Origin of the sequence: Nocardioides ginsengisoli (assembly GCF_039537225.1) — a bacterium.
Classification (GTDB): domain Bacteria; phylum Actinomycetota; class Actinomycetes; order Propionibacteriales; family Nocardioidaceae; genus Nocardioides; species Nocardioides ginsengisoli.
This window is the reverse complement of record NZ_BAABAC010000006.1, coordinates 258,620-271,993: the sequence shown is the minus strand read 5'-3', so window position 1 is coordinate 271,993 and position 13,374 is coordinate 258,620. Positions and strand designations below refer to the sequence as shown.

At 70.3% G+C, this 13,374-nt stretch carries 15 protein-coding genes; 2 read left to right on the top strand and 13 right to left on the bottom strand.

The genetic code is table 11. The annotated features are described in order from the left end of the window. Positions 1 to 19: 19 nt before the first annotated feature. Positions 20 to 697 carry a class I SAM-dependent methyltransferase gene (locus AB4880_RS04855; RefSeq protein WP_367918073.1) on the top strand — a complete coding sequence of 226 codons (678 nt, stop codon included), beginning with the start codon at positions 20 to 22 and terminating at the stop codon, positions 695 to 697. Here AB4880_RS04855 and AB4880_RS04850 read toward each other — a convergent pair. The 3 genes from AB4880_RS04850 to AB4880_RS04840 are packed head-to-tail and all read right to left on the bottom strand — an operon-like array spanning position 668 to position 3,823. Next, positions 668 to 1,816 (bottom strand): prenyltransferase, encoded by a 1,149-nt coding sequence (locus AB4880_RS04850; RefSeq protein WP_367918072.1) that lies wholly within the window; start codon positions 1,814 to 1,816, stop codon positions 668 to 670. The two genes, AB4880_RS04855 and AB4880_RS04850, sit on opposite strands and share 30 nt — an antisense overlap. Further along, positions 1,813 to 2,562 carry a class I SAM-dependent methyltransferase gene (locus tag AB4880_RS04845; protein ID WP_367918071.1) on the bottom strand — a complete coding sequence of 250 codons (750 nt, stop codon included), beginning with the start codon at positions 2,560 to 2,562 and terminating at the stop codon, positions 1,813 to 1,815. Before AB4880_RS04845 ends, AB4880_RS04850 begins: the two co-directional genes overlap by 4 nt. 4 nt (positions 2,563 to 2,566) lie before the next feature. After that, positions 2,567 to 3,823, bottom strand: coding sequence for a glycosyltransferase family 4 protein (locus AB4880_RS04840; RefSeq protein WP_367918070.1), 1,257 nt, complete (start codon positions 3,821 to 3,823; stop codon positions 2,567 to 2,569). A gap of 194 nt (positions 3,824 to 4,017) precedes the next feature. Between AB4880_RS04840 and AB4880_RS04835 the strand changes: the two genes are divergently transcribed. Next, the gene (locus AB4880_RS04835) at positions 4,018 to 4,629 is read left to right on the top strand and encodes a TetR family transcriptional regulator (protein WP_367918069.1); all 612 of its coding nucleotides are present in this window, start codon (positions 4,018 to 4,020) and stop codon (positions 4,627 to 4,629) included. Positions 4,630 to 4,654: 25 nt separating this feature from the next. Here AB4880_RS04835 and AB4880_RS04830 read toward each other — a convergent pair whose 3' ends face one another. From AB4880_RS04830 to AB4880_RS04785, 10 genes are read right to left on the bottom strand one after another with little or no spacing between them, the layout of a single operon-like run. After that, positions 4,655 to 5,407, bottom strand: coding sequence for a glucose 1-dehydrogenase (locus tag AB4880_RS04830; protein WP_367918118.1), 753 nt, complete (start codon positions 5,405 to 5,407; stop codon positions 4,655 to 4,657). A gap of 2 nt (positions 5,408 to 5,409) precedes the next feature. Further along, positions 5,410 to 6,330, bottom strand: coding sequence for a 3-oxoacyl-ACP reductase (locus AB4880_RS04825; RefSeq protein WP_367918068.1), 921 nt, complete (start codon positions 6,328 to 6,330; stop codon positions 5,410 to 5,412). A 2-nt stretch (positions 6,331 to 6,332) separates the two neighbouring features. Then, positions 6,333 to 6,527 carry a ferredoxin gene (locus AB4880_RS04820; protein WP_367918067.1) on the bottom strand — a complete coding sequence of 65 codons (195 nt, stop codon included), beginning with the start codon at positions 6,525 to 6,527 and terminating at the stop codon, positions 6,333 to 6,335. Positions 6,528 to 6,539: 12 nt separating this feature from the next. Further along, the gene (locus AB4880_RS04815) at positions 6,540 to 7,007 is read right to left on the bottom strand and encodes a pyridoxamine 5'-phosphate oxidase family protein (RefSeq protein ID WP_367918066.1); all 468 of its coding nucleotides are present in this window, start codon (positions 7,005 to 7,007) and stop codon (positions 6,540 to 6,542) included. Positions 7,008 to 7,015: 8 nt separating this feature from the next. Next, positions 7,016 to 8,023 (bottom strand): NAD(P)/FAD-dependent oxidoreductase, encoded by a 1,008-nt coding sequence (locus tag AB4880_RS04810; RefSeq protein ID WP_367918065.1) that lies wholly within the window; start codon positions 8,021 to 8,023, stop codon positions 7,016 to 7,018. A gap of 54 nt (positions 8,024 to 8,077) precedes the next feature. Continuing rightward, the gene (locus AB4880_RS04805) at positions 8,078 to 8,899 is read right to left on the bottom strand and encodes a hypothetical protein (protein WP_367918064.1); all 822 of its coding nucleotides are present in this window, start codon (positions 8,897 to 8,899) and stop codon (positions 8,078 to 8,080) included. 14 nt (positions 8,900 to 8,913) lie between these two features. Then, positions 8,914 to 9,504, bottom strand: a complete 591-nt coding sequence (locus tag AB4880_RS04800; protein ID WP_367918063.1) for an Rv1363c family protein — start codon at positions 9,502 to 9,504, stop codon at positions 8,914 to 8,916. Then, on the bottom strand, positions 9,501 to 10,772 hold the full coding sequence (locus AB4880_RS04795) for an MCE family protein (protein ID WP_367918062.1): 1,272 nt from the start codon (positions 10,770 to 10,772) through the stop codon (positions 9,501 to 9,503). Before AB4880_RS04795 ends, AB4880_RS04800 begins: the two co-directional genes overlap by 4 nt. Continuing rightward, complete coding sequence (locus AB4880_RS04790) at positions 10,769 to 12,133, bottom strand: MCE family protein (protein WP_367918061.1); 1,365 nt, start codon at positions 12,131 to 12,133, stop codon at positions 10,769 to 10,771. The genes AB4880_RS04795 and AB4880_RS04790 overlap by 4 nt, the downstream gene beginning before the upstream one ends. Beyond that, the gene (locus AB4880_RS04785; RefSeq protein WP_367918060.1) at positions 12,130 to 13,374 is read right to left on the bottom strand and encodes an MCE family protein; all 1,245 of its coding nucleotides are present in this window, start codon (positions 13,372 to 13,374) and stop codon (positions 12,130 to 12,132) included. The genes AB4880_RS04790 and AB4880_RS04785 overlap by 4 nt, the downstream gene beginning before the upstream one ends.

Here is a 13,374-nt window from a genome sequence, read left to right as displayed (position 1 = left end):
ACCCTACTAGAGTGAGCGGGTGACCGACACCATGCCGTCCGCCCTGCTGGACCACGCCCGCGCCGCGAAGGGCTTCATGCCCGAGGACGAGGGCGCGCTGCTGCACCGGATCGCGCTCGAACGACTCCCTCACGGGCCCGCGCTCGAGGTCGGCACGTACTGCGGCAAGTCCGGCATCTACCTCGGCGCCGCCGCGCAGCAGGTCAGCGCCGCGACCGGCGAGACCGCCGTCGTGTTCACCGTCGACCACCACCGCGGCTCGGAGGAGAACCAGGCCGGGTGGGAGCACCACGACAGCAGCGTCGTCGACCCCGAGTTCGGGCTGATGGACACGCTCGGCCAGTTCCGCAAGAACATCGCCCGCGCCGGCCTCGAGGACCACGTGATCGCGGTCGTCGGGCAGTCCACGTCCGTCGCGCGGCACTGGCGCACGCCGCTGTCGCTGCTGTTCATCGACGGCGGCCACGGCGAGCAGCCCGCCCGCGACGACTTCGCGGGCTGGGCGCACTGGGTCGACCACGGCGGCTACCTCGCCATCCACGACGTCTTCCCCGACCCCGCGGACGGCGGGCGGCCGCCGTACGAGCTGATCTATCTGCCCGCGCTGGCGAGCGGGCAGTTCACGGAGGTCGCCGTCACCGGCTCCCTCCGTGTCCTGCAGCGCACCTCAGGAGCGGCTGGCGACCCGCTCGGCTAGATCTCCCGACGGACAGTCGCACTCGAGGGCGATCTCGTCGAAGTGCGGCGCGAGCGACGTGCCGCGCATGATCCCCGAGCCCGGGGTCGCGTGACCGTAGGTCTCGCCCAGCGCGTCGACGGCGAGCAGCACGGCAGCAGCGGTGTACGTCGTGTGCTCGTGCGGCCAGTGCACGTCGCGCGGCTCGTCGTCGGGCGCCGGGCGGGTCGGGTCGGCGTAGACCCAGCCGGTCCAGTAGCGGCCGTCGTCCTCGCGCAGGTGCTGCATGTCGGTGACCAGTCTCAGCGCGCGCTGGTGGTCGCCGATCGCGTCGAGGGCCATCGCGAGCTCGCAGGTCTCGGCGCCGGTCACCCACGGGTTGGTGTCGACGCAGTGGATGCCGAGGCCCGGCACGACGAAGTCGTCCCAGCGCCGCGCGATCAGCTCACGCGCCGCGTCGCCGCGGACCGCGCCGCCGAGGACCGGGTAGTACCAGTCCATCGAGTACGTCGACTTGTCGGCGAACCGGTCGGGGTGCGAGCGCACCGCGTGGCCCAGCCGGCCGCCGGCGAGCTCCCACTCCGGCTGCGGGTCGTCCATCAGGTCGGCGAGCGCGACGCCCGCGCGCAGCGAGTGGTAGATGCTCGCGTTGCCGGTCAGCAGGCAGAAGTCGTCGACCGGCGTCCAGCGGATGCCGCCGAAGGGCTCCTGCAGCGAGACCACGAAGTCGAGGCCGGCGCGCACGGACGGCCAGTAGCGCTCGACGAAGCGGATGTCGCGGCGCACCAGCCAGTGGTGCCACAGCCCCACCGCGAAGTAGGCCGACATGTTGACCTCGCCGCGCTCGTCGTCGGCCACACCGTCGACGATCTTCATCGGCCACGAGCCGTCGGCCCGCTGCATCGTCGGGATCCAGGCGTAGGCCCGCTCGGCCGCCTCGACCTGGCCGCCGATGAGCATCGCCATCGCGGCCTCGACGTGGTTCCAGATGTCGACGTGCTCGCCCGTCGTCCACGGGACGGCGCCCCACGGCTCCTGCATCGCCGCGATCGCGGCCGCGGTGTCGGCGACCTGCTGCGCCGTGAGGACCCCGTCGACGTAGGGCAGGCGCGAGAGCGCGACCTCGGGAACGGCCGTCATGCGGCGTCCGGCTTGCGGAAGTAGAGCACCATCGACTTGCCGATCATCGGGTCGAGGACCTTGCCGGCGAGCTGGAGCGTCTTGGGCTGCTTCATGATCTCCCAGACCAGCAGCTTGTGATAGGCCTTCGCGAGCGGGTGGCTGTCGTTGTCGACGCCGACCGCGCACTTGATCCACCAGTACGGCGCGTGCAGGCCGTGGGTGTAGCTCTTGCCCTCGAACAGCATCGCCTCGCCGGGCGTGCCGTCGTTGAACCGACCGCCCTTGGTGACCTTGTCGATCAGCTCGTGGTCGGTGTAGATGCGGATGTGGCCGCCCTCGGCGTTGTGATAGTCGGCCGAGAGGCGCCAGTTGATGACCTCGGGCAGCCAGCGGGGCACGGTGACCGCGAGGGTGCCGCCCGGGCGCAGCACGCGGATCAGCTCGCGGATCGCCGCAACGTCGTCGTGGATGTGCTCGAGCACCTCGGAGCAGACGATCCGGTCGAACTCGTCGTCGGCGAAGGGCAGCGCGAGCGCGTCGCCCTGCTTGACGTCGGCCTCGGCGCCCTCGGGCACCTCGCCGGCTTCCTTCATCGCGACGAAGAGGTTGCGGACGCCCTCGAGCTCGTCGGCGTCGAGGTCGAACGCGATCACGTCGGCGCCACGCCGGTACATCTCGAAGCTGTGCCGCCCCGCGCCCGCGCCCATGTCGAGGACGCGGTCGCCGGCCTGGAGGCCGAGCCGGTCGAAGTCAACGGTCAGCATCTGGTCAGTTCTCCTTCGTCGCGGTCTCGGCGGCGTGGTCCGCGATGACCTTCTCGTAGGCCGCGGCGACCTTCACGGCCACGGCCTTCCAGCTGAACTGCTCCTCGACCCGCTTGCGGCCCGCGGCGCCCATCCGGGCCCGGCGCTCGGGGTCGTCGAGCATCCGCTCCAGCGCGTGCAGCAGCTCGCCGACGTCGCCGGGGGTGACCAGGTCGGCGCACTCGCCGTCCTCGCCCACGACCTCGGGGATCGCGCCGGCGCGGGAGACGATGAGCGGCGTCGCGCAGGCCATCATCTCGGCGGTCGGCAGCGAGAAGCCCTCGTAGAGCGAGGGCACGCAGGCGACCTCGGCGGAGCCCATCAGCTCGACCAGCTCGTCGTCGGTGAGCCCGTGCGCGAAGCGGACGGCGTCGCCGATGCCCAGCTTCTCGATGAGCTTCTCGGTGCGGCCGCCGGCGACCGGGCGGGTGACCAGCACCAGCTCGACGTCGCGCTCGGTGCGCAGCTTGGCGAACGCCTCGAGCAGGGTCGCGATGCCCTTCATCGGGGCGTCGGCGCTCGCCATCGCCATGATCCGGCCGGGCACGCGCGGCTTGGACGGGGGCACGAAGTTGTCGTCGACGCCGAGCAGGATGACCTGCATCTTGGCGGGGTCGACGCCGAAGTCGCGGGCGATGTCGCGCTTGGACGCCTCGGACGGCGTCATGATCGCCCGCACCCGCTGTGCGACATAGGCCTGCATCCGCAGGAAGCCGTACCAGCGGCGCAGCGTGAGCTTGCGCCACGGGTTCTTGGTCTGCGCCAGGTCGATGCGCCGGTCGAAGGTGATCGGGTGGTGGATCGTGGTGATCATCGGGATGCCCGCGGCCTTCTCGACGTCGAGCATCCCGTGGCCCAGCACCTGGTTGTCGTGGGCGATGTCGAAGTCGCCCTTGCGCTCGGCCAGCACCTTGACGATGCGGCGCGAGAAGGTGCGCGGCTCGGGGAACCCGGCCAGACACATGATGAGGAACTCCTGGACGTCGATCCAGTCGCGGAACTCGCGCAGCTTGGGCACCCGGAACGGGTCGGGCTCGCGGTAGAGGTCGAGGCTCGGGACCTTGGTGAGGGCCACGCCCTCGTCGAGCTCGGGGTACGGCTGGCCGGAGAACACCTCGACGGTGTGGCCGAGCCGGGTCAGCTCACGGCTGAGGTGGCGAAGGTAGACACCCTGCCCACCGACGTGCGTCTTGCTGCGATAGGACAGCATTGCGATCCGCATCCGGATCTCCTCCCTGCTGGGTCGTGCTGGGCTCTGGGGCCTGGCTCACTTACTCACTGAGTCGCGGCGCCGAGCTCGTCGAGCAGGGCCGAAACAAAACTGGAACGTGTTCCCAATTATGCGCTACCTGCAAGTAGCCTATCTGCTGGGTACCTGACGGCCCGCCTCATCGCACCACCCCAGGGGGAACCTCCGTGACCATCGCGAACTCGTCCACGTCGGACGACCTCGGCTCGGCCGCTCAGCGGGAGCGCCGCAAGCGGATCCTCGACGCGACGTACGAGCTCGCCCGGTCGGGCGGCTTCGACGCCGTCCAGATGCGGGCCGTGGCCGAGCAGGCCGACGTCGCCCTCGGCACGCTCTACCGCTACTTCCCGTCCAAGATCCACCTGCTCGTCTCCGCGCTCGGGCGCCAGTTCGAGGACGCCGCCGGCCGGATGCACGAGAAGGAGATCCCGGGCGACACGCCCGGCGACCGCGTGCTCTGGGTGCTCAAGTGGATGGCCCGCGGCATGCAGGGCGACCCCAAGCTCACCGAGGCCCTCACCCGTGCCTTCATGTTCGCCGACAGCAGCGTCGCCGCCGAGATCCACGTGGTCGGCATGGCGATGACCTCGATCGTCACCCACGCGATGCACGGCGGCACACCCGAGGACGGCGAGATCACCGACGAGGACGTCGCCATCGCGCGCGTCATCGGCGACGTGTGGCTCTCCGCCCTGGTGGCCTGGGTGACCGGCCGCTCCACGGCCGCCGAGACCGCGGCCCACATGGAGAAAGCCGTCCACCTGATTCTCCGCGATTGATCTGACCGACCCCGTTCGGGGCCGATCAGGCCCCGAACGCGTGCGTGGACGTGACGCCGCCGTCGACGGCGATCTCCGCGCCGTTGATGTACGACGACTCGTCGCTGGCCAGGAAGACGTAGACCGGCGCGATGTCGTCGGGCGTGCCGACGCGGCGCAGCGGCACCTTGCTGGCGCCGTACTCCATCGCGGCGTCGCCGCCGTGGACACGAGTCATCGGGGTGTCGATCATGCCGGGGTGCACCGAGTTGACCCGGATCCCCTTGGGGCCGAGCTCCATCGCAGCGCACTTGGTCATGCCGCGGATCGCCCACTTGGTGGCGGCGTACGCCGTGCACGACGGCATGCCGGCCAGGCCCTCGACGGACGAGGCGTTGATGATCGAGCCGCCGCCGTTCTTGCGCATGGTGCGGCTGACCGCCTGCATGCCGAGGAAGACGCCGAGCTGGTTCACCCGCCAGAGCAGCTCGACCTCCTCGGCGGGCATCCGCTCGATGTCGCCGAAGCGCAGGATGCCGGCGTTGTTGGCGAGCACGTCGACCGCGCCGAAGCGGGCGTTGGCGTCCTCGACGACCGAGGCCCAGGAGGCGGCATCGCTCACGTCGTGGTGCGCAAAGTGGGCGGCCGCGCCGAGCTCGTCGGCGAGCGCCTGACCCTGCTCCTTCGCGACGTCCGCGATGACGACGCGCGCGCCCTCGGCGACGTAGGCACGGGCGATCGCGGCGCCCTGGCCCATCGCGCCGCCGGTGACGATCGCGATCTTGTTGTCGAGGCGCATGCTCACACCGTCAGCTTCATGATCGAGTCGGCGGCGAAGCCGACGTTCGGGTCGCGGTCGGCGAAGAAGCCGCCGAGCTGCTTGTCGAGGTCGTCGGCCGACCAGAGGTCGCCGGCGGCGTCGAAGCGCTGCTCGACGACGGGGGCGGCGACGAGGGCGACCATGCCGCCGTACACGACGAAGACCTGGCCGGTGATCCGCTCGGCGGCCGGCGAGGCGAGATAGGCGACGACCGGCGCGACGTGGTCGGGCGAGTACGGGTCGACGGCGCGGCCGGACTGGTCCTCGCCGAAGACGTCGGCGGTCATCGCGGTGCGGGCGCGCGGGCAGATCGCGTTGGCGCGGACGCCGATGCGCGACAGGCCACGAGCCGTCGACAGCGTCAGCGCGGCGATGCCGGCCTTGGCGGCGGCGTAGTTGGCCTGGCCCGGCGAGCCGCCGAGGAAGGCCTCCGAGGCGGTGTTGACGATCGAGCCGTAGACGGTGCCCGACTCGCTCTCCTTCGCCTTGCCCCGCCAGTAGGCCGCAGCATTGCGCGAGAGCAGGAAGTGGCCGCGCAGGTGGACCGCGATGACCGCGTCCCACTCGTCGTCGCCGAGGTTGAAGAGCATCCGGTCGCGGGTCATGCCCGCGTTGTTGACGACGATGTCGAGCCCCCCGAGCTGCTCGACAGCCGCGGCGACCATCGCGTCGGCGGTCGCCCGCTCGCTCACGTCACCCGGTACGACGAGCGCCTGGCCGCCGAGCCCGCGGATCTCCTCCGCGGCCTCGTCGCCCGCGCCCGGCAGGTCGTTGATGACCACCCGCGCGCCGGCCTTCGCCAGCGCCACGGCCTCCGCGCGCCCGAGCCCGGCGCCCGCGCCGGTGACGATCGCGACCTTGCCGTCGAGATCGGTGCCGTCGAGGTCGGTTGCGTGGGTCATGCTCATCCCTCCACCAGCGTGATCGCGGCACGCGGGCAGGCCGCGGCGGCACGCCGTACGTTCTCGATGTTCTCGTCGGTCGTCTCCTCCGCGTGCAGCTGGAGGAAGTCGTCGTCATCGAGCTCGAACACCTCAGGCGCCATCGCCTCGCACAGGCCGTTGGACTCGCAGAGGTCGAAGTCGACCTTGATCTTCATGACATAGGCCTTTCAGCTCATCTTCCGGTGGTCCCAGGACGCGACGCGGTCGGGGTGGATGATCACGCCCACCCGCTTGGTCGCCTGCTTCTCGACGGCCTGGACGCCGATCTCGCCGAGCGCCTCGAACGAGTCGACGCCGGCCATGCGGGCGGCGACCTGCGACCCGATCTCGAAGATCGAGTCGTAGTCGCGGACGATCTCGGCGCGGCCCTCGATGGAGACGCCGCGCAGCTCGAAGTAGTCGGTGCCGTCCTCGACCAGCGCGGTCACCCGCGGGTCACGCTCGAGGTTGACGATCTTCTGGCTGCGCGCGTAGGTCCAGAACGCGATCTTGCCCTCGCGCACGATGTAGAAGAGCGTGGTCAGGTGCGGGAATCCCTCGCGGCCGTTGGCCGCGACCTGCACCTTGAGGTTCTCCTCGAGCAGGCCCTGCACCTCCTCGTCGCTGAGTTTGACCTGGTTGCGTCCGGAGCTCATGGGGTGCTTCAGCTTCCTTCCGAGGAATGGCCGGGGAACACGTGGGCGGTCGGGTCGACCACCACGGCGGCGTTGTTGACGGCGGTCGCGGCCTCGCCGAAGCCGACGGCGATCAGCCGGACCTTGCCGGGGTACTCGGTGATGTCCCCCGCGGCGAACACGCGCGGCTGCGTGGTGCGCATCGACGGGTCGACGACGAGGTGGCGGCGCTGGGTCTCCAGGCCCCACTGCTGCAGCGGGCCGAGGTCGGCGACGAAGCCGAGCGCGGCGACGACGGCCTGCGCCGGGCGGGTCTCGACCACGCCGTCGACGGTGAGCTCGACCTCGGCGAGCGGGCCCGCCGTACCGCCGTCGGCGTCGCGCAGCGCGCTCACCTCGGCCTTGGTGACGATCGAGACGGACGACGCCCGGACCTGCTCGACGGTGCGCTCGTGGGCACGGAAGGCGTCACGGCGGTGGACCAGGGTGACCGAGCGGGCGATCGGCTCGAGGTGATGCGCCCAGTCGAAGGCGCTGTCGCCGCCGCCGACGATGACCACGTCGAGGCCGCGGTAGGGCTCGAAGCTGGGGACGAAGAACTCGACGCCGCGCCCCAGCCAGTCGTCACCGGCCGGCAACGGGCGCGGGCTGAACTTGCCGATGCCCGCGGTGATGATGAGCGCCTTGGCGCGCACCGTGCCGCCGTCGTCGAGGGTGAGCGTGAGCCCGTCGTCGTCGGTGACCAGGTCGGTCGCCGTCCGGCCGAGCAGCTGCTCCGGCTTCGCGGTGAGCGCCTGCTCGACCAGGCCCTCCACCAGGTCGCGGCCCTTGACGCTCGGGAAGCCGGCGACGTCGAGGATCGCCTTCTCCGGGTACATGGCCGTGATCTGGCCACCCAGCTCGGGCAGCGAGTCGATCAGGGCCACCCGAAGTCCGCGGAATCCGGCATAGTAGGTGGCGAACAGTCCGGTCGGCCCGGCGCCGACGACGGCCAGATCGCACTCGATGGCGCTCGTTCCGCTCGCAGGGGTGGTCACCCCCGAACTGTAACGTGTTCTAGTTCCTCTTGTCTCGCATCGCCGGGAGACGTCTCATCCGCCGTTCGCCACCGACGGCGAGGACGACGGCGAGGACGATGACGCCGGCTTCTCCCCCGGAGCGTCGGTGTCGAGCCGGTCGACGAGCCAGCCGTGGTCGGTGTGGACCATCGTCACGAGCACCTTGAACGGCGTCACCACGGTCTGCTTCTTGCCGTCGCGGGTGCGCTCGACGACCTGGTTGAGGAAGATCAGCGCCTCGAGCCGAGTGCGGTTGGCGCGGACCGCGCCCTGCGCCACCACGCTCGCCTGCACCGTCGTCTGCTGCCCGATCACCTGGTCCTTGATGTCGCCGGCGGTGGTGCGGTACTGCTTCGCGAAGCGCGTCGTCATCAGGTCGGCGGCCTTGTCGACCTCGTCGTCGTACTTCTTGTAGTCGACGGACACGATCTCCTGCGCGGCCTTGGCGGCCTGCTCGACGCCGTCGCGGACCTGAAGCGTCGCGGCGACGATCGGCCGGCCCTTCGGCACGCTCAGCGTGGCGCCGTCGCCCGCCGCCTTGTCCTTGTCACTGCCGCCGATCTGGTCGGCGAGCAGGATCGCGAACTCGGCGACCAGGGCGATGGTGACCAGCGCCAGGACGGCGATCAGGACCCGCGTGGTCTTGGGCCGGGCGAGGATCCCGGGGCTTGCGGTCTCCGGTCGTACCGGACGTTTCGGTCGCGGATTCGGCGCTGAGGCGACCGAAACGTCCGGTACGTCGGAGACCGGCCGGCCCGAGGCAGGTGCGGACGGCGTGGCCTGGCCGGCGATCTTGCGCGGACGCGGCGTCTGACCGCGCGAGCTCGCGGGACGGCGGGGCGTGGGGCGACTCATGCCGATGTCTCTCCTCAGCCCAGGGCCACGTACTGGAGGTCCTTGGTCAGCCAACGACCGTCCTCCCGTACGAGCTGCAGCTGGAGCCGGTAGTTGCGGGCCTCTTCCTTGAAGCCGGTCGTCTTGTTCTTGACCGTGCCGGACGTCGCGACGATCACCGTGGCGGTGTCGTCGTCACCGGCGACGAGGCCGGCCCACACCACCTTCGCGGTCATGTCGGACTGCGCCTTGGTGGCCAGCTCGCGCAGCCCCTGGGCGCCCTTGGCGTACTGGGTCTTGAACTCGCCGGTCGCCATCGAGCTGACCGCCTCGATGGTGCGGTCGGGGTCGCGGTAGTCGAAGTTGACGAACGCGGTGACCATCTTCGACGCGGCCTCGATCTGCTCGGCGGAGCGCGTCTGCTCCGCCTCGCTCGCGAGCGGCACCGGCTCGACGATGCCGCGGCCGACGTCCTGGCCCGCACCCGGGACGACGTCGGTGCCGCCGACCTCGGTGTCGGCCCTGCTCACGTGGATGTAGAGCAACAGGATCGCGACGCAGCCGCACACCACCGTGGCGGCGTACAGCGCGATGTTGAGGCGGACGCGACTGCGGTCGTCCGTCACTTGCCCGCCACCGGGCCCACCAACAGCCACTTCCACGCATCCCCTCCCAGGACGGACAGACTCTCCGGCTGCCGCAGCTCGACCGGCGTCCCCTCGGCATCGACCAGCCCCGGCACCGCGCCGGTCGCCGGATCGTAGGTGCCACTGTAGACGCGACCGGGCGAGGCGTTGCCGCCGCGGTTGCCCGGTGCGTACTTGCTTCCCCGCATCGCGTACGGCGGACCCGCCGTGCAGCTGACGTCGGCGGGCTTCGCGTCGGTCAGGTCCTGGGTCGAGCGCCACTCGGACGGCGGCACGTAGCCCTGGGTGCACGGCGGCACGCTGTAGTCGAGCTGCAGGTTGACGTGCCCCCAGCCGTCGGAGGTGCTGCCGGTCGGACCGCCGGAGATGAGCACCGGATAGGTCACGAGCAGCTGCTCGATGCCGTCGAGCTGGCTGACCAGCACCTGGTCGACCGACACCAGGTCGCCGAGCAGGATCGGGATGGTCGGCTCCAGCTCGCGCAGCATGCCGTCGAGCTCGCGGGCCGCGCCGGGCGTCTTGCTCAACACGGTGCGGAGGTTCTTGTCGCTCCCCCGCAGCGTCGAGGTGATCTTGTTCAGGTCACCGGCGAACTTGCGGATGTTCTCCTTCTGGCCCTGCTGCGTGCGCAGCACCGCCAGGCCGTTGTCGAGCAACGCGATCGTCTCGTCGGTGTGCGCGCTCGCCTCGGCGATGAACGTCGACCCGCCGTCGAGCAGCCGCTGCAGGTCGCCGCCGGTGTCGTTGAACATCAGACCGAGCTCCTGGACGACCTGCTGCAGGCTGCCCTTGTCGACCGAGTCGACGAACCGGCTGAGGTCGACCAGCAGGTCGCCCTCGTCGACCGGCAGCGACTTGTCGTCGCCCCTGAAGCGCGCGCCGTCGGCGGCGTAGGGGCCCTTGTCGTCGGGCGGCTGGAAGTCGAGGTACTGCTCCCCCACCGCCGACAGGTTGTGCACGAAGATCGGCGAGTCGAGCGGCAGCCTGGTGCCGTCCTCGAGGTCGAGGGTGAGGTCGACGCCGTCCTTGGTCGAGTCCATCTTGGCGACCCGGCCGATCTTCACGCCGCGGTAGGTCACCTCGCTGCCCTCGAACAGGCCGCCCGAGCCGGGCAGGCTGGCGGTGACGGTGAGGCCGCGACCGAGCGCCTTGTCGACGATGCCGAGATAGCTCGCCGCGATGTAGGTGATGCCGACCGCGCTGAGGACGACGAACGCCATCAGCCGGATCCGTACGCCCCGGGTCATGCGGTGCCTCCCAGCAGGCTCTGCTCCGATGTGTCGTACGACGTCCGTGAGCCGGTCAGGCCCTGCGCGAGCCCGCCCAGCAGGCCGTTGGGGCCGAGCAGGCCGCCGCCCTTGCCGCCGGTGAGCAGCTTGCCGAGGTCGAGGTCGGGCAGCGAGTTGAGCAGCTTGCAGACCGGGCTGGTGCGGATCTTCGGGTCCTTGCACTGGCGCTGCAGGTCCTGCAGCAGGTTGACGTCGCTGAGCACCTGCAGGCAGGCGGTGCTGGTCAGCTTGCCGCTCTTGAGGCACTTGCCGACCTGGTTGAGCACGTTGCCGAGGTCGGGCAGCTGGATCTCGGGCAGGCCGAGCGTCTTGTACAGGTTCTCGAAGTTCAGGTCGGCACGGATGATCGTGTCGGCGTAGTCGCCCTGCACGATGTGGTTGGCCGCCTGCGGGAACGGGAAGCTGATCAGCAGGTTGAGGCCGGGCGCGAGCTGCTCGTTGGCCTCGGTGAGCTTGCGCAGCACCGGGCTGAGGTCGCGCAGGATCTTGAGCACGTCCTCCTTGCTGGCGTTGATGACGCGGGTCCCGACCTCGCCCAGCTTGTCGAGCGAGCCGAGCATCGCGATCAGCTCGTCGTGCTGCGCGGAGAGGACGTCGATCGCCGGGCCGGTCGCGTCGAGCGCGTCGCCGATCGTCTTCTTCTCCTTGTTCAGCGTCGAGGTGAGGCTGTTCAGCGACTCCAGCGCGTTGATGATCTCGACCTTCTGCTGGTCGAGCGTGCCGACCACCGAGTCGAGCGACGACAGCAGCCCGCGCAGCCGGTCCTGCCGGCCGTTCATCACCAGGTTGGCCTCGCGGGTGATCGTGCCGAGCTGGGCGACACCGCCACCGCTGAGCAGGAAGGACAGCGCGCCGAGCACCTCCTCGACCTCCGGGTTGCGGCCGGTCTCGGCGAGCGAGATCTCGTCGCCGTTCGACAGCCGGCCGGTGGGGGCCTGCTCCTTCGGCGCGGCCAGGGCGACGTACTTCTCGCCCAGGAGCGAGACCTGGCGGATGTCGGCGATGCTGTTGTCGGGCAGCTTCACGTCGTTGCGCACGCGCATGGTGACCTTGGCGTTCCAGCCGGTGCGCTGCACGTCGGTGACCTCGCCGACGACGACGTCGTCGACCATCACCGGCGAGCGCGGGACGACGTTGAGAACGTCGTGGAAGTACGCCGTCACCTCGAACGAGTCGCCGGTGTCGACCGGGTGGCCGGGCAGCGGCAGGTCGTAGGCGCCGAAGTCGCCGCAGCCGGTGAGCAGGGCGAGGCCGGCCATCGCGGCGACCGCGCCGCGCATCCGGCGGCCCCAGCCGCGGGTCGTCGTACGGATGCTCATGAGCCACCTCCGAGCAGCGACTCGACCGTCGCGTCGTCGCCCGTGGAGTACGAGACCTCCGTGGGCCGCGGGACCGGGATGCCCAGGTTGCCCTGGTTGCCTGCGGTCTGCCTGCCCTTGGGCGTCGGCCCCTTGTAGGGCGGCGGCAGGAACGGCAGCTTGGTGACGATCGGCTCGATGAGCTTCTCGATCAGGGTGCAGGCGGTGTTCTTGAGCGCCTTGGGCATCGACGGGTGCTGCTGGATGAACGCGCAGATCAGGCCGTCGACGTCCCAGACCAGGCCGCCGATCGCCATCCGCGAGTTCTGGCTGTCGCTGACGTGGTCGAAGCCCATCGCCAGGTTGCCCATCGCGACCGGCGCCACCTTGACCGCGGTGTCGATGTTGTCGGTCTCGGAGGCGATCGTGCTCATCACGTCGGTGAGCTTGCGGATGTCGGCGACGAAGGCGTTGCGGTTGTTCTTGACGAAGCCCTGCACGCTGCCGACCGCCTTGGCGACCGCCGCCACCGCCTGCTCGAGCTCGTCGCTCTCGTCGGCGAGCATGCTGGAGACGCCGGTCAGGTCCTGCATGAACGCGCGGACCAGGGTGTCGTTCTCGGCGAGGGTCTGGGTGAACTTCGCGAGCTGGGTGACCGTCTCGAACAGCGGCCCGGCGCCGTCGCCGAAGGTCTGCGCGGCAGCGGCGAGGTCGCGGATCATCTGGTTGCCCTTCTCGCCCTCACCCCCGAACGCCTTCTGGCCGGCCTTGAGCAGGTGGTCGAGCGTGCCGTCGGCGTTGACGCCGTTGGGGCCGAGCGCGCGGGTCAGCGCCTGGAGGCTGCCGTAGATCCGGTCGAGCTCGACCGGGACGGCGGTCTGCTGCAGCTTGATGTCGGCGCCGTCAGCCATCACGTCGCCGCCCTGGAAGACCGGGGTGAGCTGGACGAAGCGGTCGGCGACGAGGGTGGGCGTGATGATCACGGCCTGTGCGTCGCGGGGCACCTGGTACTTCGCGTCGTACTCCATCTCGACGCGCACCGAGTTGCCCTCGGGGATCACCGCGGTCACCTTGCCGACGTTGACGCCGAGGATGCGCACGTCGGTGCCCTTGTAGACGCTGACCGCGCGCGGGAAGTGCGCCGTCACCGTCTTCGTGTCGGCCGGCGAGCGGAAGACGTTGACGAGGATGCCGAGCACCAGCACCACGCCGATCGCGACGAGGACGCGGCGGTCGACGCGCTTGAGGATCGAGGTCACCAT

Excerpts from the sequence above, each read along its gene's own strand:
- AB4880_RS04785 (WP_367918060.1), bottom strand. The coding sequence starts at position 13,374 with ATGGTGACCTCGATCCTCAAGCGCGTCGACCGCCGCGTCCTCGTCGCG.
- AB4880_RS04790 (WP_367918061.1), bottom strand. The coding sequence starts at position 12,133 with ATGAGCATCCGTACGACGACCCGCGGCTGGGGCCGCCGGATGCGCGGC.
- AB4880_RS04845 (WP_367918071.1), bottom strand. The coding sequence starts at position 2,562 with ATGCTGACCGTTGACTTCGACCGGCTCGGCCTCCAGGCCGGCGACCGC.
- AB4880_RS04840 (WP_367918070.1), bottom strand. The coding sequence starts at position 3,823 with ATGCGGATCGCAATGCTGTCCTATCGCAGCAAGACGCACGTCGGTGGG.
- AB4880_RS04795 (WP_367918062.1), bottom strand. The coding sequence starts at position 10,772 with ATGACCCGGGGCGTACGGATCCGGCTGATGGCGTTCGTCGTCCTCAGC.
- AB4880_RS04825 (WP_367918068.1), bottom strand. The coding sequence starts at position 6,330 with ATGACCCACGCAACCGACCTCGACGGCACCGATCTCGACGGCAAGGTC.
- AB4880_RS04850 (WP_367918072.1), bottom strand. The coding sequence starts at position 1,816 with ATGACGGCCGTTCCCGAGGTCGCGCTCTCGCGCCTGCCCTACGTCGAC.
- AB4880_RS04820 (WP_367918067.1), bottom strand. The coding sequence starts at position 6,527 with ATGAAGATCAAGGTCGACTTCGACCTCTGCGAGTCCAACGGCCTGTGC.
- AB4880_RS04805 (WP_367918064.1), bottom strand. The coding sequence starts at position 8,899 with ATGAGTCGCCCCACGCCCCGCCGTCCCGCGAGCTCGCGCGGTCAGACG.
- AB4880_RS04815 (WP_367918066.1), bottom strand. The coding sequence starts at position 7,007 with ATGAGCTCCGGACGCAACCAGGTCAAACTCAGCGACGAGGAGGTGCAG.
- AB4880_RS04830 (WP_367918118.1), bottom strand. The coding sequence starts at position 5,407 with ATGCGCCTCGACAACAAGATCGCGATCGTCACCGGCGGCGCGATGGGC.